Annotated in this window: 18 protein-coding genes; 11 read left to right on the top strand and 7 right to left on the bottom strand. The window is 35.2% G+C overall.

Features of this window, described 5'->3' with window-relative positions; translation table 11 throughout:
• Nucleotides 1-320 precede the first annotated feature (320 nt).
• From GQ593_RS11970 to ubiG, 5 genes are all read right to left on the bottom strand, one after another.
• On the bottom strand, nucleotides 321-1,172 hold the full coding sequence (locus GQ593_RS11970) for a hypothetical protein (protein WP_160432237.1): 852 nt from the start codon (nucleotides 1,170-1,172) through the stop codon (nucleotides 321-323).
• Nucleotides 1,153-1,455 (bottom strand): hypothetical protein, encoded by a 303-nt coding sequence (locus GQ593_RS11965; protein ID WP_160432236.1) that lies wholly within the window; start codon nucleotides 1,453-1,455, stop codon nucleotides 1,153-1,155. Before GQ593_RS11965 ends, GQ593_RS11970 begins: the two co-directional genes overlap by 20 nt.
• 420 nt (nucleotides 1,456-1,875) lie before the next feature.
• Entirely contained in the window at nucleotides 1,876-3,342 is a 1,467-nt protein-coding gene (gene guaB, locus GQ593_RS11960) for an IMP dehydrogenase (protein WP_160432235.1), read from the bottom strand.
• A gap of 209 nt (nucleotides 3,343-3,551) precedes the next feature.
• Complete coding sequence (gene gntT / locus GQ593_RS11955) at nucleotides 3,552-4,892, bottom strand: gluconate transporter (RefSeq protein ID WP_337189726.1); 1,341 nt, start codon at nucleotides 4,890-4,892, stop codon at nucleotides 3,552-3,554.
• Between the two features lie 99 nt (nucleotides 4,893-4,991).
• Nucleotides 4,992-5,696: a bifunctional 2-polyprenyl-6-hydroxyphenol methylase/3-demethylubiquinol 3-O-methyltransferase UbiG gene (gene ubiG / locus GQ593_RS11950; protein ID WP_160432233.1), complete on the bottom strand. Its 705-nt coding sequence runs from the start codon at nucleotides 5,694-5,696 to the stop codon at nucleotides 4,992-4,994.
• Between the two features lie 306 nt (nucleotides 5,697-6,002).
• On the opposite strand from ubiG, the gene GQ593_RS11945 reads away from it, so the two are divergent.
• The 10 genes from GQ593_RS11945 (at nucleotide 6,003) to GQ593_RS11900 (ending at nucleotide 19,153) form a co-directional block, all read left to right on the top strand.
• Nucleotides 6,003-7,364: a sodium-dependent transporter gene (locus GQ593_RS11945; protein WP_202115487.1), complete on the top strand. Its 1,362-nt coding sequence runs from the start codon at nucleotides 6,003-6,005 to the stop codon at nucleotides 7,362-7,364.
• Nucleotides 7,365-7,524: 160 nt separating this feature from the next.
• Nucleotides 7,525-8,544 (top strand): NYN domain-containing protein, encoded by a 1,020-nt coding sequence (locus GQ593_RS11940; protein WP_160432232.1) that lies wholly within the window; start codon nucleotides 7,525-7,527, stop codon nucleotides 8,542-8,544.
• A gap of 382 nt (nucleotides 8,545-8,926) precedes the next feature.
• The gene (gene htpG / locus GQ593_RS11935) at nucleotides 8,927-10,801 is read left to right on the top strand and encodes a molecular chaperone HtpG (RefSeq protein WP_160432231.1); all 1,875 of its coding nucleotides are present in this window, start codon (nucleotides 8,927-8,929) and stop codon (nucleotides 10,799-10,801) included.
• A 187-nt stretch (nucleotides 10,802-10,988) separates the two neighbouring features.
• On the top strand, nucleotides 10,989-11,837 hold the full coding sequence (gene licT, locus GQ593_RS11930; RefSeq protein WP_160432230.1) for a BglG family transcription antiterminator LicT: 849 nt from the start codon (nucleotides 10,989-10,991) through the stop codon (nucleotides 11,835-11,837).
• 182 nt (nucleotides 11,838-12,019) lie between these two features.
• Nucleotides 12,020-13,915, top strand: a complete 1,896-nt coding sequence (locus GQ593_RS11925; RefSeq protein ID WP_160432229.1) for a beta-glucoside-specific PTS transporter subunit IIABC — start codon at nucleotides 12,020-12,022, stop codon at nucleotides 13,913-13,915.
• Between the two features lie 3 nt (nucleotides 13,916-13,918).
• A complete protein-coding gene (locus GQ593_RS11920) occupies nucleotides 13,919-15,313 on the top strand; it encodes a glycoside hydrolase family 1 protein (protein WP_160432228.1) in 1,395 nt (464 codons plus the stop codon).
• 58 nt (nucleotides 15,314-15,371) lie between these two features.
• Complete coding sequence (locus GQ593_RS11915; protein ID WP_160432227.1) at nucleotides 15,372-16,202, top strand: histidine phosphatase family protein; 831 nt, start codon at nucleotides 15,372-15,374, stop codon at nucleotides 16,200-16,202.
• 164 nt (nucleotides 16,203-16,366) lie between these two features.
• Nucleotides 16,367-17,695: an OprD family porin gene (locus tag GQ593_RS11910; RefSeq protein ID WP_160432226.1), complete on the top strand. Its 1,329-nt coding sequence runs from the start codon at nucleotides 16,367-16,369 to the stop codon at nucleotides 17,693-17,695.
• Between the two features lie 13 nt (nucleotides 17,696-17,708).
• Entirely contained in the window at nucleotides 17,709-18,473 is a 765-nt protein-coding gene (locus GQ593_RS11905; protein WP_160432225.1) for a histidine phosphatase family protein, read from the top strand.
• Between the two features lie 140 nt (nucleotides 18,474-18,613).
• Complete coding sequence (locus GQ593_RS11900; protein ID WP_160432224.1) at nucleotides 18,614-19,153, top strand: methylated-DNA--[protein]-cysteine S-methyltransferase; 540 nt, start codon at nucleotides 18,614-18,616, stop codon at nucleotides 19,151-19,153.
• Between the two features lie 956 nt (nucleotides 19,154-20,109).
• On the opposite strand, the gene GQ593_RS11895 is transcribed toward GQ593_RS11900, so the two are convergent.
• Nucleotides 20,110-21,618 carry a hypothetical protein gene (locus GQ593_RS11895; protein WP_160432223.1) on the bottom strand — a complete coding sequence of 503 codons (1,509 nt, stop codon included), beginning with the start codon at nucleotides 21,616-21,618 and terminating at the stop codon, nucleotides 20,110-20,112.
• Between the two features lie 407 nt (nucleotides 21,619-22,025).
• Here GQ593_RS11895 and GQ593_RS11890 point away from each other — a divergent pair, with 407 nt between their 5' ends.
• Complete coding sequence (locus GQ593_RS11890; protein ID WP_160432222.1) at nucleotides 22,026-23,114, top strand: hypothetical protein; 1,089 nt, start codon at nucleotides 22,026-22,028, stop codon at nucleotides 23,112-23,114.
• Nucleotides 23,115-23,245: 131 nt separating this feature from the next.
• On the opposite strand, the gene GQ593_RS11885 is transcribed toward GQ593_RS11890, so the two are convergent.
• The coding region (locus GQ593_RS11885; protein WP_160432221.1) for an IS3 family transposase at nucleotides 23,246-23,389 on the bottom strand (144 nt) is incomplete at its 5' end.

Below are 23,389 nucleotides of genomic sequence, written 5' to 3'. Positions count from 1 at the left end.
TTCTTCGTTAGGCTACTTGCCTCCCGTTGAATTTAAAAAACACTTATCCCTTAATTTTTTTGTTTGAAAATGTGTTGCCATTCCAGGTCAATCCGCTAAATCGGACATAATAACCATTGTTACTTTCTACGTCAAAAGATAGCGCGTCTAAAACCTAGCTAAACTTTAAAAATTGGTTATCTAGTTACAAAAGCGCAAACGCACTATTTTTTCATCCCTAGTCCAGCCTTGCGATGGAGCTTAGTTATTTGATAACTTCTCCTTAATTAGCACCATAAACTCAACCGCAATCTTAAGGGTTAAAAACTAAATGCTAAAAACTAAGGAGTAACGCAAATAGAGTTCTGTCGAACAGCCACATGATCGATGCTGCTATCGTACGGGACGAGGGAATCTATGCTACCGGTGCTGCGTACTGTGTATTTGAATAGATTTCCCCATGCTGTCCTAGTGTCGCTAGTCCAGTAGTCAATAGCGTCGAAGCTTGCTTCGCGGTAATAGTACACATCTCCCCACTCCGTAAAGAAACCTGCTCCTATCCAACGTGAGCTCTCATTTCTTTTAATTGAGGGTGGTGTGGCACCAACAGCACCTTCACACCTATAAAAAGAACCACAAACTGCGTTAGTCAGCTCTTTCACCTGTGGCACTCGATAACCTAATCCCCCACACCAAGCGACAGTATCAGAATAAGTATACCACGGTGAACCTCCTTGGTGCACGAACCACTTTTGCAAAACAAATCCATATTTTATTACATCACCATAATAAGGATCTCTACCCACTAACTCAAAAGTTTGCGGTAACCTTGGCACCTGAATTCGACTTGGATGGGGATTACCCCGTTGAGCGCTTGCTTCAGGGCCTGTTAGCGTCACACGCACGAATGAGAATGGATGATCGGTTAACAACCAATTCCGATTCCGAGCCAAACTCTCCATTCTTGTTATCTGTTTCACTGTCGCGGTAATTCCTTCATGCGTCACGGGCGTCCATATCAACCCATCTACATAGCCATATATGACTAAATCAAAATACAATCCATTTGCCCCCGTAGTCGGAAAATTAAGCGCGTATGATGCGGGATTGATGTTTTTGTCTTTAAAGATGAATCCCAAATAACTATCCCATATGTCAGGGATTTCTATGTCTCTAGCTCCTCGGTACAACATTGGGGTAACGAACCAGATAGTTGCTGGGGCGTTCGTCGGTGGTAATAGTATAAGCATCACTACGATTACCCCCTCGACCATTTTGGCCCGCTAATGCCGGCAAATGCCATAAACATGACAATAAAAACAATGCCAACAGGACTTTTCGGGATAATTTTGATAGTGATTTGAGAAATAACTTCGAGAATATAAACGAGGCAAGAAAAGAAACTCGTCTGATGCGTCTATTTGATAAATTTAAGCCGTAGGTTTGCCAGTGCTGGTGTCTAAAATGATAATGCATTACGGTTCACCTGTCAAGTAAATTTATGTTTTATTTCGATTTTTTACATCTATTTGCTTATTAAATAAGCTTATTCTTAAAAATCGGTGAAAGTATAACCGTTTTAAAAAAGCTTGGCTAGCTTTTTGGGGGATTTTTGGACAAAAATTAATTAAGTGTAACTTTGATCAAGTTTACGAAAAAATTTAACTAATTGAAATATTTAATTTTTTATTAAAATAACAACAAAATCAAAGATTCACCTGAATGTTTTTGATAATTTAGGGGCTAGGTAGCGATGTTTAGCTATAATTTGAGTGGTTGGGTTTCGAACGTTGTCATTGCTGCGATTTATTCAACCAAAAGCTCAAAACATCTGAAAGCTAACCAAACCACCAGTTATAAAAATATAAAATAAAAAGAGGGAGGCATCCCTCCTTTTTATGCACCAGCTCTATAATTAGGTGGCTCTTTGGTAATTAGTACATCATGTACATGACTTTCTTTCATGCCTGCGCCAGTAATGCGATAAAATTTGGATTTAGTCCTTAACTCATCAATTGTTCCGCAACCGGTCAGCCCCATGCAAGATCTTAATCCACCCATTTGCTGGTGAATTATCTCTTTTAATAGACCTTTGTAGGCAATGCGCCCTTCTATGCCTTCGGGTACAAGTTTGTCGGCAGCGTTGTCAGTTTGGAAGTAACGATCAGAAGATCCTTTTGCCATTGCACCAAGCGATCCCATTCCGCGATATGATTTATACGCTCTACCTTGGAATAGCTCGATTTCGCCTGGGGCTTCTTCGGTGCCGGCAAACATTGATCCAACCATCACACAACAAGCACCTGCTGCGATGGCTTTGGCAATGTCGCCTGAATAGCGAATGCCACCATCTGCAATAACGGGGATATTGTGTTTTTGTGCCACTTCAACAGCATCCATAATAGCACTAATTTGCGGTACACCAACGCCGGTTACAATGCGCGTTGTGCAAATTGAGCCGGGACCAATCCCCACTTTAACGGCACTAACGCCTGCATCAATAAGGGCTTTAGCGCCTTCACTAGTAGCTACATTACCACCAATAATTTGTAAATCAGGATAAGCCTTTCTTGCTTGGCGAATACGTTCAAGCACACCTTCTGAATGGCCGTGTGATGAATCAATTAATAAAACATCCACACCCGCTTCAACTAATGCAGCAATGCGTTCTTCGTTCCCTGCTGCTGCGCCAACAGCGGCACCCACGCGCAAGCGTCCTTTATCGTCTTTACAAGCGTTAGGCTTTTGTTCCGCTTTATTGTAATCTTTAACGGTGATCATGCCTTTTAGGTGGAATCGAGCATCAACCACAAGGACTTTTTCAACACGGTGTTCATGCATTTTTTGCAGTACGATTTCACGTTGTTCGCCTTCATTTACAGTCACTAAGCGTTCTTTTGGTGTCATCACAGCAGTAACTGGTAAAGATAGGTCAGTTGCAAATCGGACATCGCGTGCGGTAATAATACCAACTAGTTCTTGAGTTTCAGTCACAACCGGAAAACCAGCAAAACCATACTCTTTAGCTAAATCGGTAACTTGTTTTATGGTTGCGGTTGGTAAGACGGATACCGGATCTTGCACTATACCACTTTCGTGTTTTTTAACGCGCCTTACATGATTGGCTTGGTTTTCAATTGACATATTTTTGTGGATAAAACCAATGCCACCCTCTTGCGCCAGTGCGATGGCCAATTCAGATTCGGTTACTGTATCCATTGCTGCTGACAACATTGGAATATTTAATTTAATTGTTTGAGTAAGTTGAGTACTAATATCAGCTGTATTAGGTAATACCGTTGAGTGAGCTGGGACTAATAACACGTCGTCAAACGTGAGAGCTTCTTTAACTATACGAGACATGACAATATTCACCACTGGTTGGATTGTTGATAAAATATTGCCGAGGCATTCTACTTACTTTTATCGCAAAAGGCTAGTGGAATTTCTTTTTTATTCAAATAAAAAGAAATTAAACATCAAATCAATTCCGATTAAATAAAGATAGGCTAAAAATACCTCACCAATTAAATAAGTACTGATGAGGCAAATAATAAATTATTATAGTTTTGTTAGATAAACATATTAATAGCTAAGCATCCTACTAATCCACAAACTGAAATCACTGTTTCTAATAGTGACCATGATTTCATGGTTTCAGTAATACTTAAGTTGAAGTATTCTTTAAACAACCAAAAGCCAGGATCATTAACGTGTGAAAACACCACACTACCAGCACCTGTGGCAATCACCATAAGTTCAGGGCTCCCCCCTGTTGCAGCAATTAAAGGAAATACTATGCCACCTGCTGTCAATGCCGCAACAGTTGCAGAACCAAGCGCTAAACGCAGTAATGCAGCAATTAACCACGACATGATAATTGGTGAAACATTCGATGCATGCATCATCTGTTCAATGTAAACTTTAACACCACTATCGACAAGCACTTGCTTAAATGCTCCGCCACCACCAATAATTAATAGCATCATAGAAATAATTTTGATTGAATCAACCAAAGTTGAATTAATTTCAGCCATGGTTCGACCGCGTAAAATCCCAAAGGTAAATACTGCGACTAACACTGAAATTAAAGTTGCAATGACCGGATCGCCTAAAAATTCCACATAAGGTAATACTACATGTCCTTTATCTAAAGTCATATCGCAAACGGCACGAATCGACATTAAAATAACAGGAATTAACGCAGTAAAAACACTCACCGCAAAACTTGGCATTTGATCATCAGTGAATTTTTTAGAGTTATATAAACCCTCTTCAATTGGATGGTTAATTACACGAATAAACGGTAGTCTTGCTAATACTGGTCCAGCTAAAATCACCGTTGGAATAGCAATGATAGTACCATATAATAAAGTCCGCCCCATATCAGCTTGAAAAATTTCAGCAATTGCAGTTGGTCCCGGATGCGGAGGTAAAAAGCCATGGGTTACCGATAACGCAGCCGCCATTGGAATACCAATATAGAGTGGCGATATTCGTAACGTGGCCGCAATGGTTAAGACTAATGGCAATAATAGAACAAAACCAACTTCATAAAAAAGCGCAAAGCCTACAATAAAACCCGTTAGCGTAACAGCCCATTGAATTTTTTTATCACCAAATGTATCAATAAGCGTTGTTGCGATACGTTGCGCACCACCACAATCGGCCAGTAGTTTTCCTAACATTGCCCCAAAGCCCATAATTAAGGCTAAACTACCGAGTGTACCACCTACCCCATTTTTAATGGACTTTACAACATCCATTACTGGCATACCTTCCATTATACCAACACTAAGTGCCACAAGGATCAGAGCAATAAAGCCATTTACACGAAGTGGTAACATTAAAACAAGTAGTAGCGCTACACCAATAGCAATTATTATTAACGGCATAAATAGTTCCTCTAAAATAAAAAATCCGTGTTATCGGTAACATGCGAAATTATAGAGGAAATTTTAAAAAATACAGTGAAAAATATCCAAATTGAGAATTAGATCACATTTTTAAAACTAATCAGCTTTCTGTGCTGTGATGATATAATTAACATCAACATTGGGGCCTAATTTGAATTCATTTTTAAGTAAGTGATATTCCATACCAATAATGTCTTTAACATTCAATCGAGCAAGTTCAATCCAGCTCATTAATTCTGACGGGCGAATAAAGCGATTAAAGTCGTGTGTGCCTTTAGGCACTAATCGTGCAATATATTCTGCCCCATAAATTAACAATAACTTGGCTTTATGATTACGATTGATGGTTGATAAAAACAGTTTACCGCCGGGTTTAAGTAATTTTTCGCAGGCTTGAATGATTGAAAATGGATCTGGCACATGCTCTAACAATTCCATACACGTTATGACATCATATTGCGCAGGATTTTGCTCGGCATGTTGTTCAACTGTCTGTTTTTTATAGTTAATTGATAAATTACTTTTCACTGCATGGAGTTGTGCCACTGCTAATGATTCATCTGCAAGATCTATGGCAGTCACATTCGCTCCAAGCTTCGCTAAACTTTCCGATAAAATGCCACCACCACAGCCCACATCTAATATTGCTTTTTGATCTAATAGCCCACACTGTTGTTGCACATAATTGACACGCAATGGATTGATGATATGCAAAGGCTTACATTTTCCATTAGGATCCCACCACTGGTCAGCTAATTGCGAAAATTTGTTTATTTCATTAAAATCAATATTTTGTGACATAGCAACTTTCCATAACCTTAAAGTGTAAACTAAATTGATAAAAAACCATTTTAAGCCATCACTATTAGCAATAAAAGGGAAAATATAAATTTATCCATAAACAAATAATAAATAGGTGGTCAAAAATTTAATTCAAGCCATTATAAAACTTAACAGCTAACTTGCTATTTATATTTATAGTTTTAATGATTCCTTGTTTCCATACGCATTTCATGGCATGATTTAAGGCTTTATTCATCTAATAAAAAAATTTTAGACATTTGCTTACACTAAAGTTAAACAATTAAGAGTCAAGGAAAAATATTCATGAGTACAGGAACTATGAAAAAAAACCACTCCCAGTGGAGCTCGCGCATGGGGTTTATGCTTGCCGCGGCTGGTTCTGCTGTTGGGTTGGGTAACATTTGGAAATTCCCATATATGGCAGGCGAAATGGGCGGTTCAGCGTTTGTGCTTACCTATTTGCTATTTATGTTTATAATTGGTCTGCCAATTTTAGTTTTAGAATGGCTAATTGGCCGTCGTGGGCAAAAAAATCCAATTCATACAATGGAAGATGTGGCGGTTTCAGAAGGTCGTTCTAAATCATGGCGTTGGGTTGGCATTATTGGTGTAGTAGGTTCATTTCTAATTCTATCATTTTATAGCGTTATTGGGGGTTGGGCTACCGATTACATTTTTATAGCGGCCAAAGGCTCATTCGATGGGGTAAATGGTGCAATTACTCAACAAATTTTTGATGATTTCCGTGGTAATGTAAGCCATTTATTAACTTGGCATACCGTATTTATGGCCGTCACTGCACTTATCGTTGCGTTAGGCGTTGGTGCTGGTTTAGAGCGAGCTTGTAAGCTGATGATGCCAGGATTAGGTATTTTATTATTAATTCTTGTTGGCTATGCGGCCTATGCTAGCGGTTCATCTTTTGGTGTTGCATGTGAATTTTTATTTTCACCTAATTGGTCAGCGTTAAATGGCAAGGCTATTTTAGCGGCATTAGGTCATGCATTTTTTAGTTTATCGTTAGGTATGGGTATTATGATGGCATATGGTTCATACCTAGGACAAGACGTCAACTTATTGTCAACCGCACGTACAGTTGTGATATTAGACGTTATTGTTGCCGTATTATCTGGTTTAGCTATTTTTCCTTTAGTGTTTGCTAACGGTTTACCGCCAGCAGTAGGAGAAGGCCTTATTTTCGTTACGCTACCAATTGCATTTGGTAACATGGCTGGTGGCACTATTTTAGGAATATTATTCTTTATTTTCCTAACTTTTGCAGCATTGACGTCGTCTATTTCATTACTTGAACCAACCGTTGAATTATTAGAAGAAAAAACCCCATTAGGCAGAAAAGCTGCAACTATCATAAGTAGTATTGTCATTTGGAGCTTAGGTATTGCTTGTTTGTTATCCTTTAATTTATGGTCCGACGTTAAACTCTTTGATAAACATATTTTTGATTTATTAGACTATTTAACTAGTAAAATCATGTTACCAGTAACTGGTTTAGGCACTGTGGTATTTGGTGCTTGGATGATGAATCAAAAACGCATCCGCGAAGAATTAAATTTAAGTGATTTCTGGTTTAGTGTTTGGAGCGTGCTAACTCGTTACATTGTTCCTATTGCGGTTGTCATAATTTTAGTTTATGGATTTTTATAAAAGCCCATTACAAATTTAGTTTTCACAAAAAGACCTTTATCAATCAAGGTCTTTTGTTTAAAGTTAAAACAATCAGCATAAGATAATGGCTATGTATATTACTTTACATTGATAACGATAACTAGAATATATATATAATTTTTATAGGAAAATAACTGAAATGAGTAAATTGATCCAAAAATTAGCTGTTCTTATTGATGCAGACAATATATCTTCTGATATTGTAGCGCCTTTACTTGATGAAATAGCTAAATATGGGATCACTAGTGTTAAACGCCTATATGGTGATTGGAGCTCACCTCAGCTAAATAAATGGAAAGAAAAATTATTACCTTATGCCATTACTCCTGTTCAACAGTTTGCTTACACAAAAGGGAAAAATGCTACAGATATGGCTATGGTCATTGATGCTATGGATTTACTATATAGCAATCTCTTTGATATATTTTGTATTGTCTCTAGCGATAGTGATTTTACAAGGCTTGCTCTTCGCATAAGAGAAAATGGTATCGCTGTTTATGGTTTTGGCTCTAATAAAACTCCTGAATCATTAAGAAAAGCATGTGATAAATTTATCTATCTTGAAAATTTAACTAAAATTGAAAAAAACCTAACTTCAAATATTCTTGGACGTAAAACTCCAGAGGAATTAAAACAAGATAACGAGTTGATTGCTCTTATTAAAAATGCTATTAAACAAAAAGAAGATGAACTTGGTTGGGCACAACTAGGAGAAGTTGGGCAGTATATGAATAATATTAGATCTGATTTTGATTCTAGAAATTATGGCTACGCTAAACTATCAGGTTTAATAAAAAACATTGATACCTTTGAATTTAAATTAGACGGTTCTACAGTAAGAGTTAGAATACGCCCAAATACAAAACTTGAAAAAAACTCTTCTATACCTGCATCTAAAGATACAAATTCAAATAAATTAAAATCAGATACAGAATTAATTAATCTTATTAAAAGCGCTATTGAAAAAACAAAAAACAATCTTGGTTGGGCACCACTAGATCAAATTGGCACCCATATTAAGAATACCAAGCTTGATTTTAATGTTAAAAATTATGGACACACTAAGCTATCAAACCTAATAAAATCTATTAATTTATTCGAAATTAAATTATCTAAATGTACAGCAAATGTCAGAGTACGCCCAAATAAAAAAACATAATTTTTACAAATCAAACTTTGACAAATAAAATCGACACTTGTTTAAACCTAACATGACAATTGCTAGTTTTTATAGGTGATAAATAGAGTAAATTTAATACAGCAATTTTTTTCTAGTTCCACTTTTTCTCAAGTTATGAGGCATAATTCAAATTTTTACGAAAAGTTATGCTATAAAATTTATATCTGCTATCCCTTGAAATTCGTTTTTTTATTCCCATATAACAATACATCAATTAATCAAACCATTAAGCTATTTATGCTTAAATAACGCTAAAGATAATTTTACAAAGCGACACCTAAACAAAAAGGTCAAATTAAATATCGCTTATTTTATCTTTTACGTTACTTGAGCTAATTAATTATATTTGAGGTATTAATCAATGAGCAAAACAGGCACTGAAACTCGTGGATTTCAATCCGAAGTTAAACAAATTCTACATTTAATGATTCACTCTTTATATTCAAATAAAGAGATTTTTTTAAGAGAGCTTATTTCTAACGCATCTGATGCGGCCGACAAACTCCGCTTTAAAGCACTTGAAAATCCAGATCTATATGCGGGTGATGGTGAACTTGGTGTACGTATTTCGACCAATAAAGAAGCCGGCACTTTAACGATTGCCGATAACGGTATTGGGATGACACGTGATGAGGTGATTGAAAACTTGGGTACAATTGCTAAATCAGGCACTAAAGCGTTTTTAGAATCGATTGGTAGTGATCAGGCTAAAGATAGTCAATTAATTGGTCAGTTTGGTGTAGGTTTTTATTCTGCTTTTATTGTTGCCGATAAAGTTACTGTTAGAACACGCGCAGCCACTGCAAAAGCTGACGAAGCGGTTAAGTGGGAGTCAGCGGGTGAAGGTGAATATACAATATCTGACGATAATAAAGAAACTCGTGGTACCGAAATCACTTTACACTTAAAAGAAGACGAAAAAGAGTTTTTAGACGATTGGCGTTTGCGTTCTATCATTAGCAAATATTCTGATCACATTTCACTTCCTGTTGAAGTGCAAACCACTGACGAAGAAAGCAAAGAAGTTAAGTGGGAAAAAGTCAACAAAGCCCAAGCACTTTGGACACGTAGCAAATCAGAAGTCACTGATGAAGAATACAAAGAATTTTATAAACACTTGTCACACGATTTTGCTGACCCATTAAGCTGGAGCCATAATCGCGTAGAAGGTAAGCAAGAATATACTAGTCTACTTTATATCCCAGCAAAAGCACCTTGGGATATGTGGAATCGCGATAATAAACACGGTCTAAAACTGTATGTACAACGCGTGTTTATTATGGATGATGCAGAACAATTTATGCCAAACTATTTACGTTTTGTTAAAGGCTTAATTGATTCAAATGATCTACCATTAAATGTATCGCGCGAAATTTTGCAAGACAACAAAATCACCCAAAACTTGCGTAATGCGTGTACTAAACGTGTGTTACAAATGCTTGAAAAACTTGCCAAAGACGATAAAGAACAATATCAACAGTTCTGGAGTGAGTTTGGTTTAGTATTAAAAGAAGGTACTGGTGAAGACTTTGCCAACCGTGAAGCAATTGCTAAATTACTTCGTTTTGCGTCAACTCACACTGATAGCGATGCGCAAACTGTTGCGTTAGATGATTACATTAGCCGTATGCAAGAAAATCAAGAAAAGATCTACTATATTACCGCTGACAGTTATGGTGCTGCTAAAAATAGTCCTCATCTTGAGCTATTCCGTAAAAAAGGCATTGAAGTATTATTATTGTCCGATCGTATTGATGAATGGATGATGAGCAATTTAACTGAATTTGATGGCAAACAGTTCCAATCTATTAGTAAATCAGACGAATCTATCGAAAAACTTGCCGATCAAGATAGTGAAGAGCAAAAACAAGTTGAAAAAGAACTTGAACCATTTATTGAACGAGTCAAAACCGCATTAGGCGATAAAGTGAAAGACGTTAAATTAACGCATCGTTTAACTGATACACCAGCAATTGTCACCACTGCCGCTGACGAAATGAGTACACAAATGGCTAAATTGTTTGCAGCAGCAGGTCAGAAAGCGCCGGAAATCAAATACACGTTTGAAATCAATCCAGATCATAAATTGGTTAAACGTATTGCCGATACGCAAGACGAAAGCGCTTTTAACGATTGGGTTGAACTATTACTTGATCAGGCTTTACTTGCTGAAAAAGGCTCGCTTAGCGATCCAAGCAAATTTATTCAAACCATGAATAAATTATTAGCACAATAATAGTAAAATAATATTCACTGACCACGGCCCTGATAGGTTAATACTATCGGGGCTTTTTTATACTAACAAAAAAGGGCAACTATATTTTTTCAAATAGTATGATGTTTATCACATTTTTTTATTTTTTTGCTTCCGATTTTTTTATAGCGACTCATAATAGGTAAACATAAGGAATTGATCATACCCAATGAAAATTTATAAAATATTAAATAACAATGTTATTGTTACCCTTGATGCGAAAGGCAATGAATTAATTGTCACTGGTCGTGGAATTGGATTTAAAAAGCATACGGGTGATTTAATCGATACAAGTCTTATAGAAAAGCAGTTCTCTTTGGATAATAAAGAAACATACCCAAAATTTGAAGAATTGCTTTCAAAGATTCCCTTTGAAGTATTAACCACTTCCGAAGTTATTATTAATCATGCCAAACTATGCATAGACGGTAAATTACATGACAGCATTTATATTTCACTGACCGATCATATCCATTTTGCCATTGAGCGCCATAAGCAAGGATTTGATATTCCTAATGGATTTTTGTGGGAAATCAAAAAATTTTACCCTAAAGAGTTTCAGATCGGTTTATATGCTTTAACCATAATAAAAGAGCGATTATCCATTGAGTTACCTGAAGATGAAGCTGGTTTTATTACTTTTCATATCGTCAATGCACAATTAAATGACACGATGCCCAATATTGTCAATATGACTAAAATTATGCGTGAAATTCTCAATATTGTGAAATATCATTTTAACTTTGAATATGACGAAAACAGCTTATCTTATCAGCGCTTTGTTACTCATTTAAAATTTTTTGCTCACCGTATACTAAGTCACAGCAAACAAATACCACAAGATAATTCTTTGTATGAATTAGTTCGGCAAAAATATAAACTTGCCTATCTTTGTACTAAACAGATAGATTTACATTTAATACAACAATATCAACATCCGCTTTCTGATGACGAAAGCTTATATTTAACGATTCATATTGAAAGATTACGCACCGAACTGAAACATAATGTGAAGTAAATCACACTTTAGTCATTATTATTGTATAAATCTTACTTAGCTTTAAAATTTATGTTAGTCTAAACCAATCATTAATTGGATTGTTATTGCAAAGTTAATACGGCTTACTTTGCAAGCAAAACCTAGAACCCCAAAATTTGGGGGGGCTAGGTTTTTTTTTGTTCTAAAAATAAGGATAAGGTATGAAAAACAAAGAGCTTGCCGAATCAATCATTCAGCATGTTGGGGGAAAGGACAATGTTATCAGCTTAGTGCATTGTGCTACTCGCCTAAGATTTGTATTAAAAGATGATAACAAAGCTGATGCAGATACATTAAAAAAACAGGTCGGTGTAATTACTGTTGTACAAAGTGGCGGGCAATTTCAGGTCGTTATCGGTAATAATGTCGCAGACGTATTTAGCGATATTATGCAATTAACCAACCTCAACGAAAATACTAGCTTGGAGTCTAAATCAGGCAAAAAATTAGGTGTGCTATCTAAATTAATTGATTTAGTTTCTGGTATTTTTATTCCAGCACTAGCTATTCTCGTTGCAGGAGGAATTTTAAAAGGTTTGGTATCTTTGTTACAAATTCTCGATATTATTACCCCTGAAACACCAACTTATAACTTCCTATTTGCCATTGCCGATGCTCCTTTTTATTACATGCCTATTATTTTGGGCTTTTCTGCCGTGAAAAAATTTGGTGGAAATCCATATGTGGGCATGGCACTCGGAGGGGCTTTAGTTCATCCCAATATAGTCGGTATGATGAAAGGAGCTCTAGAATTACAAACTGAGTTTTTCTCTATTCCAATTAATCTTATTCCCTATGCCTCATCAGTATTCCCGATTATTTTGGCGAGCTGGTTCTATTCAGTATTAGAACGAAATTTTAATAAAATATTGCATGATTCGTTTAAAAAATTTATTTCTCCATTACTGGGTATATTAATTACGGTACCTTTAACATTTGCGGTTATTGGTCCTGTTGTATCTATTTTAAGTGATGCAGTTGCCTCAGGTATTATCTATGTCTATCAACTTAACTCTATTATTGCTTCAATGATTTTAGCCGCTGTTTGGCAAATCATGGTGATCTTTGGTGTTCATTGGGGATTAGTGCCATTTGCCATGAATAACATCGCACTTTATCAAGAAGATTTTATGTTGCCAATTCTGTTCCCTGCTGTCTTTGCTCAAACTGGTGCAGCATTAGCTGTGATGTTACGATCTAAAGATAGACAATTTAAAGGATTAGCAAGTTCTTCGGTATTGTCTGGCATTTTTGGCGTAACTGAACCTGCAATCTACGGAGTTAATTTACCATTAAAAAAACCATTTGTGATTGGTTGCTTATCTGCCGCTATTGGCGGTGCTATTGTCGGTTATTATCACACCGTAACCTATTCATTTGGCTTTATTAGCATATTTGCATTTTTACAATTAATCCCGCCGGAAGGAATAGATGCAAGATTTTATGCTGTTGTCGTTGCTTCAATTCTTTCATTTACCATTGCAACATTAGCTACTTACTTTTTTGGTATGCCTAAAGATAAATCTCAAACTAATGAAAGCGATACTTCATCGTCAAATAATATTACTAATGAAAACATTGATACCCCCAATAATACTACAATTTACAGCCCAATGTCCGGAAAAGTCATTGCATTAAGTGAGGTTAATGACCCGACATTTGCTAGCGAGTTAATGGGTAAAGGTATCGCAATCATCCCAACAATTGGGCAAGCTGTAGCGCCTGATGATGGTGAAGTTGTGTCATTATTTAGAACCAAGCACGCAATTGGTTTTCAAACTAATTGCGGTGCCGAAATACTGATCCATATTGGTATTGATACTGTTAAACTAGACGGTCAATATTTCCAGGCTCATATCGAAGCAGGTAGCAAAGTAAAAAAAGGCGATCTATTAGTTAGCTTTGACATTGACGCCATTAAGCAAGCTGGTTTTGAAGTGACCACACCAATTATCATTACTAACAGTGATAGTTATCAAGATATACACTGTATCTTTGAAAAGAACAATATTCAAAGTGGAGAGGCTTTATTAGCGTTATCCCAAAAGAAGGAGTAAAATATGTCAACAAAATTTCCTAATGATTTTCTTTGGGGCGGCGCCATTGCCGCCAATCAAGTTGAAGGCGCTTACCGTACAGATGGTAAAGGTTTATCCACATCAGATTGCACGCCAAATGGTTTATTTGGTGACATCATTGATCGAAACGAAACCAGTATTACAAGCATAAAAGACAATGCCATTGATTTTTATCATCGTTACCCAGAAGATATAGCCCTATTTGCCGAAATGGGTTTTACCTGTTTACGAACATCAATTGCTTGGACACGTATATTTCCTAATGGCGACGAAGAACAACCCAATGAAGCTGGATTAGCCTTTTATGACAAATTATTTGACGAAATGGCAAAACACAACATCACACCGTTAGTCACTTTATCGCATTATGAAATGCCCTATTATCTTGTCACTCAATATGGCGGTTGGGGTAATCGCAAAGTAATCGAATTTTTTACTCGTTATGCTAAAACCGTTTTTGCACGTTATAAAGATAAAGTTAAATATTGGTTAACTTTCAATGAAATCAATATGTCATTACATGAACCGTTTACGGGGGTCGGCTTGGATAGAAACAGCACCAAGCAACAAATCTACCAAGCTATCCATCATCAATTAGTTGCCAGTAGCCGAGCGGTTAAACTTTGTCATCAAATGATCCCTGATGCCAAAATTGGCAATATGCTATTAGGCGCAGTGGCTTACCCGCTTACCCCGAAACCCGAAGATGTTTGGGCTACTCATCAAGAAAATCATGGTTGGTTATTTTTTGGTGATGTGCAAGTGCGTGGTCATTATCCAACTTATATGAATCGCTTTTTTAAAGAAAATAATATTAAGCTTGAGATCACTGAACAAGATAAACAAGATCTAAAAGAAACCGTCGATTTTGTTTCATTTAGTTATTACATGAGCTGTTGTGCAACATCCGATGAGTCTCAAAAAACCAAAGGTAATATTTTAGATATGGTGCCTAATCCTTATCTTAAAGCATCCGAATGGGGGTGGCAGATCGATCCAACAGGCATTCGTTACCTTCTTAATTTACTTTATGAACGTTATCAAAAACCACTATTTATTGTCGAAAATGGTTTAGGTGCCAAAGATAAATTAGAAGCAGACAGCACTATCAATGATGATTATCGAATTAATTATATGAATGATCATTTAGTGCAAATTCGGCAAGCGATTAACGATGGCGTTGAAGTCATGGGTTATACCAGTTGGGGGCCAATAGACCTTATCAGTGCATCAAAAGCCGAAGTGACTAAACGTTATGGCTTTATCTATGTTGATTTAAATCAAGATGGTACAGGTACGTTAAATCGCTATAAAAAGAAAAGTTTTTATTGGTATCAGTCCGTGATTTCATCGAAAGGTGAAAATTTAAAAGAATAAAATGATTTAAGGGGGATTATCGCAATTAATCCCCTATTATTTATCCAAAGGATAGCGCATGAAAAAACCAACAACAAAACTTTTATTAACCAACAGTTTTATTATTGTAACTTTACTGACAAGTTGCGCACAACATCCATCTATAGCAACAGATAATAACATTGATGATAAGGTCACAATCTATTTTGCTCGTCATGGAAAAACTCTATTTAATACTTATGATTTAGTGCAAGGTTGGGCCGACACACCATTGACAAATCAAGGCATTAAACTTGCTCGTTACCTTGGTGAAGGATTTAAAAACATACAGTTTGATGCTTATTATACAAGTGATGCAGGACGACAACGTGAAACGATGCAAGTGCTTCTTGAACAAAAAGGAGTTAAAGATTATAAAATTCGTGAACTTAAAGGTTTACGTGAAGTTTTTTTTGGTGGTTTTGAAGGTAGACCAAATACTAAAATGGTCTATTCGAGTATGAAACTATCTGGATACAACTCTGTTGATGCCTTTTATAAAGGATACCAAGCTGGCAATCTTCCTATAGATGTGATGATAGATTCAATTGCAAAAACAGATCCAAGACACCAAGCCGAAAATTACCAACAGGTTAAAACAAGAACACAAGCAGCGTTACAAACTATAGTACAAAACGCACACAACAATCATGAAAAAACAATTCTTGCTATTTCTTCAGGAATGTCAATGCAGGCTATGATTTCAGATTTAACTGACAATAAAGATAAAAATAAACCACTAGCGAATGCAACCGTCATCAAAATTATTTATAAAAATGGTCAATATAACGTAAGCGAAATTGGCAATATAGAATATGTTAATAAAGGTAAAGAAGCACTAAATCAGCAACAAATGAAACTAACCGAGTAATTATTAATTCACCCATAATGACATTAACCCATTAAAAACTTAACTTTAAATTATTGGATTGTTACTGTTTGTTACAGGCAAAACCTAAATGTTAATTAGAGAGTTGTTCTCTGATTTAGTATTTAGGTTTTTTTTAATATAAAAAACGATTAGGAAAAATAACAATGAAAATAAAATATCTCACAATGATGCTGTTTGGGGTATCGAGCTCTTTGGCATCGGCAAATGAAATAACCAATAATTCACTCTTAAATAACCAATTTTTTAAAAATTCTAAGTTTGAATTTTCTACTCGTAATCATTGGAAGTATTTAAAAGAAAATGCATCCCAGCCCAAAGAAGTACACAGTGCATGGGGACAAGTATTTACTTTTGATTATAAATCAGGCTATTTATTCAACACCATTGGCTTTGATTTCACCTATGACAACGCTATAAAATTAGGTGCTAGTGATTATTTTGCAACACGTAATTTACTTTATAATGATGGCAAAGGTTACAACAAACATAATGCGCACGGTTTTAATAAAGTGACTCAACGCTATGCAAAAATTAAATTTGGCAATAATACAGTTAATTTCAATGGTAAAGCGGGTTGGCATAGCTTAAAAGATTTTGGTGTTATAAGTTCATCAAAACACCTTACACGCAATAGTTATTTGGGTTATAGTGGCACACTAAAATATGATAATGTCTACTTTTCATTAGCCTATATCGATAGTACCCTGCCTCGAGAATCTGCTAAAAAATTGCATTTTTTAACGGCCGATCGTAAAAAAGTCATTGATAATATTTCAACTGCTGAAATCGCTTATAAAGATAAAGATCTTACGTTAGATTATTCTTATGGGGTTGCCAAAGATTATCTAAGGCGTCATGTGATTGAATTATCGTATAAACCAATGCAAAAATTAATTTTAGGCGGACAATTTTATGGGAGTTATGCGCTTGATAATTATAATGCCATGAAACAAAATAAAAAAGAGTTTGAAGATCATGCGTGGCATTATGCAACCGATGCAGAATGGAAAGAAGAAGACTGGAGCATTAAAGTTGGATTAGCCTACACTGATGCCAACAAACACAACGCTATCGGCTATTATAATCGACATTTAGGTAAAAATACCCGTGCGCGTTTTAATGGTTTAGCTGCTGCGGGTGCTGACTATTTACGAGATGGCGAGCTGGTGCTAACCACAGTAATGAGTTATGATTTTGTTAAAGATAATAGTACAGGTCTCTATATGAATTATGGCCAATTTAACTACAAACACAATACATTAAAAAATGGCGAAATAAACCTTTTTGATATATGGAAACCAACTAGCGGTGTGTTTAAAAATCTCTCTATTTTATCAAAAGTTGGTTATGGCTGGTCTTACAAAACAGTAAGTGCATCAGACCTTACTCCAAAACTTAGACATGGAAAATACCAACGCTCACCTACACTTTCGGCAGAAACGGTTATTGATTACCGATTTAACTTATTATAAAGAGGACAGAAAAATGAAAAAATTTATTATAGCAATCAGTTCATTAACTATTTTAATATTAAGCATATCACAAGCTTTTGCTGATGATACTTACCTATATGTGACTCGACATGGCAAAACCATGTTTAATAACGTACATCGTGCTCAAGGCTGGTCTGATACGCCACTAACCAAACCAGGGGTTGAAGTGGCCGAGCAGCTAGGACGCGGTTTAAAAGATGTTAAATTTATTTCGGCTTATTCCAGTGATTTAGGTCGAGCACGACAAACTGCCCGCATTGTTTTAGAAACTAAAGGCGACAAAGTTCAAATTAATGAAATGGAAGGATTACGTGAAACCTGTTTTGGTGAGTATGAAGGTGATCTTGATCCTAATATGTGGACACCTGCTGCAAAATATTTAGGTTATGCATCTGATAAAGATCTAATGGATGATATGGCTAAAGGTAAAGTTACCCTAAAAAAAATGATGAATGCTATTGCCGCAGTTGAAAAATCAGGCGAAGCCGAAGACTACAATAAAGTAAAAACGCGTATGCAAGCATCATTAAAAACCATTGCGGAATCAGCCAAAGCGCAAGGTGGCGGTAACGTTTTAGTAGTCTCTCATGGTATGGCAATTATGGCGATGGTTGAAGAATGGCTAGATACACCAATCACAGCAGGATTAGGCAACGCCAGTGTCACTAAAATTCGCTATACCGACGATGGTAAATTTATTGTCGAAAGCCTTGGTGATATGAGTTACGTTGAAAAAGGTAAAAATCAAGCTAAATAACCTTGAAATATATGGCTCGCTAATGAGCCATATCCCATTTACCACTTAAGGATAATATTAATCAATAAATTTGTAGTATTTATTTCCGTAAACAAGCATAATTTGACATCATTTTTATTAAATATAACTAAAAGGTCAACATGTTTTATTTATGCAACTATTCATCTCAAATAGGATTAATTACCCTAGCTAGCCAACAAAATAAGTTAGTCGGAGCTTGGATTGAAGGCGAAAAATATTTTGGTCATATACTCAACACACAAACCGAAGAAAAACCTAATTTACCCATTTTTAACTCAACAAAAAAATGGCTTGATGATTATTTTTTAGGAAAGAAACAGGATCTATCTCAACTTAAGCTTGCGCCAAATGGATCTCCTTTTCGACAGCTAGTATGGGAAATTTTATGTAATATCCCATATGGCAAGGTCACAACTTACGGTGATATCGCAAAACAGATCGCCCTTAAAACAAACAAATCCAGCATGTCTAGTCAAGCTGTAGGCGGTGCAGTTGGACATAATCCCATATCAATCATTATTCCTTGCCACCGTGTTATTGGCGCAAAGGGGAATTTAACCGGTTATGCGGGTGGAATAGATAAGAAAATACAGCTATTACAAATTGAAGGGGTTGATACAGCGCAATTCTTTATTCCGTCCAAAGGAACTGCGCTTTAATTTACAAATAGAAGATCTGCTATTATAAAAATAGTTAAGCTTACCTTGAAATTATATAAAAAATCAATAAAACCAATGATTTTTTAGTACTTTTTTTACAAAAAATGTACTAATTTATTCCTACATATTTATCTTAATCCCACATTGATGACTAAGTGAACTCTTTTGTTTAATAGCTGTTTTTGTAAGCTTTCAATAAAGCTCTCGGTAATATCATACAAATAACCCTGTCGCTGTCTATTTTTAAAAACGCAACCTGTTTTTAATTAAGGTATATTGGAGCTATATCATTATTCTTTTTTACATAGCTTTAATCTACTGTTTAGATTTATATCTTTTTAACAACCTAGAGCAAGTAAGGCGAATGATCGAAGAATGGCTAATGTGACAGCAAGTCCTCTTTATTTAATAGTTTTTTTGATAACAAAAAATTAGAATCAATTAACTTTGTTGCTAAACTGGATTGTTTAGAAAAATGCATTATTGCAGATTAAAAAAAGCATTAGACCAATTATCAAAATCACCGACTACTTGATATCCCCCATTCGGTTTTTTATGCATCACTAAAACGTCTTTTTATCTGATTTTCGGAAAAGCACAATAAATTATTAGGCGATTACCTAATTTTTTAATCATATTGCCAGAAAGTTTCAAATTTTGCCCATAGAGCTCATTGATAATATATGAGGACAGATATATTAAAAAGACATCATCAAGCAAGCTTAAATAATTTATCCTACTACAGATTTCTGGTTTATTAATAATACGTATAGTTATTTTTTCTCTAAAATTTTCAGTGTAATAGCGCTTACCGTGCCAGTTACGATCTTGGTGCTAACAAAATCACAGACTACACAAATTAAAGGTCGTTGTGCTGTGAGTGTCATTAAATAAAGTATAATTACAAAAATAAAACAACACTGCCAATTTTGTAAAAATGAAGATAAACAATTAAGCTATCCCTTGCACGCTATGTAATTATTCCAACTATCATCCCCTTCCCCCACATGTCCAGAATCAGCATATATATGATATTGACGAGTAGAGTAAGATGATCGATCTCGTGTCCAATAAACACCACCACGCCACTGAGAATCCGGATAAGCCTTTTGATTAATAAATCCCCACTCGCTAAATAATGAACCATCAATTGCTCGAGTAAGAATTCCCCCCAAAAAAATAGCTGGATCGTCATCTCTAGAGGTAAAAGGAGCATTTGTTAACTCATATCGACCAACTACATTATTACTACCACCGCATCGTTTTACCGCAGTATCATAGACTCCTTTTATATCACCTTGAGGAATCGCCCAAATACTTGTGGGATTAAAGCTATAATCATAACTTACAGATGGGTTTCTCTTTAATATCGCTTTTACTGTGACAGTTCCCGTTGGTTTACTAGTTAATTTAACCATACCATTTTCATCAATTGAAACTCCGCCTCCGGGGTTATTGATGATCTGATAGCGATAATCAGTTTGAGCTCCCGCCATTACTAATTGAAATTTAGCACCGGGGAAGCCCGTTGTCGGAAAATTTCTACCTCCAGATACATGAGTAACTGCTTTAAACCCATAATCCGGCACATAATCTTGAGTATAACCACCCCCACCTTTTGATCTTGTTCGACCATCTGGCGAATTCCAATACATTCGATAATTCAAATTTGGATTATCACCAAGTTTACCCCACTGATGTTCAGGATAAATAATTGCACTATTCGGTTTGGCATAACATAGCTCTGATTTTGCTGCAATTTGATAGGTTTTGGATAAGATTAATTGTTCGCTTTCTTTTGGAATACCATACTCAGAATATGTTTTTACTTTTGATTGAATTATCAGCTTTAATGGCATTGAGAAGCCACTACCACAACCTATCGCTTTTCTTATATCAGCGCCAGTGATGCGTTTTCCACTATTGTCATACCACCAATAATAAGTCGAGTCCACTTTAAACGGCTGTTGCGGATCGGCGTAATCACCATCTAAATCACGGTAATTATCAAATCTATCTAGGTCTGTTGATGTATAATTTGCGACTTTAAAATCATTCAGCGTTAAATTACCATCAAATTCTTTCACTTCATCGGATTTTAGCGTGTCACTCGCTTCACTATAAAAAACACCGTTAACCGCAAAACCGTGTTTATTTGCACTCAATAACGCCACCACTTGCGGTGCATTTCCAGTAATCACATGACTTGAAGTCGCTGTCAGTATCGCATAAGTTGAACTTGATATAGCCAATTGTGATAATAAGATTAAACTCGTTTTAATGAATTTCGGTTTTAAACTAGCTGGCAATGTTACTATTTTGGTAATAAGGTTAGATCTATAATTGGAGGATTTAACGTTAAAAGGCAATACTAAATATAAAGCACTTTGGGGTAATGTTGAAAAATAATAATTAATAAAATCATCAATATCCCTAAATACTCGGCTCAGTCCATAATTAATCATATCTTTATGATCCCTCATACTTATTTTTATTAATTTCTTAATATTATATAATCGGTTAGTTTAGTTCTTATAAACTAATCAATTACACCATACTATTTAAATAAAATAGTATTAACAGTATTTTAATGGAAAAATGTTTTCTTTACTGACTTTTTGTAAGATTTTTTTAATTTTTTTTTATACTTATCATTTTTGCATCATGAAAATACCTAACAGATAAAATGTGGCATATCAAAATTTAAAAACATCAAGCATGCAAATTGTTCAATATCACTGAAACGAAAACTTTAGCTAAGTTGAACTGGTCACTAATATGCTAGAATTAAACCATTAATATCTTTCAATTTATATAAAAAGACTATAATATCACATTGAAATAAGAAATTAAGAGAAACGAAATAATAACAATGAAAAAGATACTATTTGCTTTGCTTGTAATACTCTCCTTTCCTGTACTGAGTTTTACTTATGCTTACAAAGGCCATATGGAGGATAAAGAAATAACGTTATATTTGAGCACAGTAAAAGCTTTTTGGGTCGATAAAGATGATCACAAACAGATACAACATGTTTTATCCTATGATTGTCTGCTAATGAACTTATGCGATGAAGTTAGCCAGCAAACTAGTTTAAAACTTTATGATGATAAAGATATTTATTTTGATAACAATGATAATCGCCCAAAAATGAAAAACTCAATCAGTTATTTCAAATTTAATCATAGTGGGCAGACACTATTTAATCAGACATTAATTGGTTATTGGTTTGATGGTAAAAAAAATCAACAATACCCAGTAAAATTGCAAAAACAGTTTGAAATAAGTGATGAAGCAGATGATGAATTTGATCACCTTGAATTATTACAAGCAGATTCATCAGATAAATTCTACTTTACTGCGGTATTATCAAAACAGAAAAAAGCAAAAATTAAACTGGTTGGTATTAATGTTTATGCCAAAAGTAATCACCAATTATTGCAAAAAATACAGAATTTGAATTATAGCTACAACCAATTCAACAGTATTCATCTAGAAGATATCAATTTTGACGGAAATCTTGATTTAGCCATCAAGAAATATGCTTCAAGTGCCAGAATAGGAGCAAATTATGACTACTATATCAATGACAAAGGAAAATTTATTGCCACAAACTTGTGGGGGAGCGATATCTATTTTAATCCAAAAGATAAATCGGCCACAGGTCAAAAAAATTGTTATGATTATAATGAAAAACAGCAAAGAGTCTTAACTACAATACAAAGCATTTATCATTACCAAAAATACAAATATATCAATATAAAAAATAGTTGTCAGTTTAAAAACATGGATACTCAAGAGCACAGAAAATGTAATGACGATGAATATAACGCGTGTTTGTTAAACCGAAATAATATTATTCGAGAAAACCCGCATGTGATTGGTGAAGATAATATATTGTATAAAAATATGGTATGGTACAAAGGTAAATTCATTGATGGCGTTGTAGATGACGAATAATTATGATGTGGTTTTAGTTAGCGATAAACAGCTTATATAATCGTTATTTAGTATAATAATATAGTTAGTTAAGTATAAAAAAACAGTAAGTTATTTACATTTCATGATTAAAATTGATCCTCGCCAAAATATTAGACAGTGCCCACCTCTATCATTTTTTCGTTTTGGTAATATTGTTGTTCATATTGTCCAGGTGATACCCAGCCATTAGCTGAATGACGGCGTATCCGATTATAATAGATTTCAATATATTCAAATAGTGCTTTATTAGCCTG

This window comes from Gilliamella sp. Pas-s25 (assembly GCF_009795885.1).
Taxonomy (GTDB): Bacteria; Pseudomonadota; Gammaproteobacteria; order Enterobacterales; family Orbaceae; genus Gilliamella.
The sequence above is the reverse complement of the archived record's forward strand: the minus strand, read 5'-3'. Positions and strand labels throughout refer to the sequence as shown.

What these genes read in the sequence shown, in the direction of transcription:
- GQ593_RS11970 (WP_160432237.1), bottom strand. Translation starts at nt 1,172, where the DNA reads ATGTTGTACCGAGGAGCTAGAGACATAGAAATCCCTGACATATGGGAT.
- GQ593_RS11965 (WP_160432236.1), bottom strand. Translation starts at nt 1,455, where the DNA reads ATGCATTATCATTTTAGACACCAGCACTGGCAAACCTACGGCTTAAAT.
- guaB (WP_160432235.1), bottom strand. Translation starts at nt 3,342, where the DNA reads ATGTCTCGTATAGTTAAAGAAGCTCTCACGTTTGACGACGTGTTATTA.
- ubiG (WP_160432233.1), bottom strand. Translation starts at nt 5,696, where the DNA reads ATGTCACAAAATATTGATTTTAATGAAATAAACAAATTTTCGCAATTA.
- GQ593_RS11945 (WP_202115487.1), top strand. Translation starts at nt 6,003, where the DNA reads ATGAGTACAGGAACTATGAAAAAAAACCACTCCCAGTGGAGCTCGCGC.
- GQ593_RS11940 (WP_160432232.1), top strand. Translation starts at nt 7,525, where the DNA reads ATGAGTAAATTGATCCAAAAATTAGCTGTTCTTATTGATGCAGACAAT.
- htpG (WP_160432231.1), top strand. Translation starts at nt 8,927, where the DNA reads ATGAGCAAAACAGGCACTGAAACTCGTGGATTTCAATCCGAAGTTAAA.
- licT (WP_160432230.1), top strand. Translation starts at nt 10,989, where the DNA reads ATGAAAATTTATAAAATATTAAATAACAATGTTATTGTTACCCTTGAT.
- GQ593_RS11925 (WP_160432229.1), top strand. Translation starts at nt 12,020, where the DNA reads ATGAAAAACAAAGAGCTTGCCGAATCAATCATTCAGCATGTTGGGGGA.
- GQ593_RS11920 (WP_160432228.1), top strand. Translation starts at nt 13,919, where the DNA reads ATGTCAACAAAATTTCCTAATGATTTTCTTTGGGGCGGCGCCATTGCC.
- GQ593_RS11915 (WP_160432227.1), top strand. Translation starts at nt 15,372, where the DNA reads ATGAAAAAACCAACAACAAAACTTTTATTAACCAACAGTTTTATTATT.
- GQ593_RS11910 (WP_160432226.1), top strand. Translation starts at nt 16,367, where the DNA reads ATGAAAATAAAATATCTCACAATGATGCTGTTTGGGGTATCGAGCTCT.
- GQ593_RS11905 (WP_160432225.1), top strand. Translation starts at nt 17,709, where the DNA reads ATGAAAAAATTTATTATAGCAATCAGTTCATTAACTATTTTAATATTA.
- GQ593_RS11900 (WP_160432224.1), top strand. Translation starts at nt 18,614, where the DNA reads ATGTTTTATTTATGCAACTATTCATCTCAAATAGGATTAATTACCCTA.
- GQ593_RS11895 (WP_160432223.1), bottom strand. Translation starts at nt 21,618, where the DNA reads ATGATTAATTATGGACTGAGCCGAGTATTTAGGGATATTGATGATTTT.
- GQ593_RS11890 (WP_160432222.1), top strand. Translation starts at nt 22,026, where the DNA reads ATGAAAAAGATACTATTTGCTTTGCTTGTAATACTCTCCTTTCCTGTA.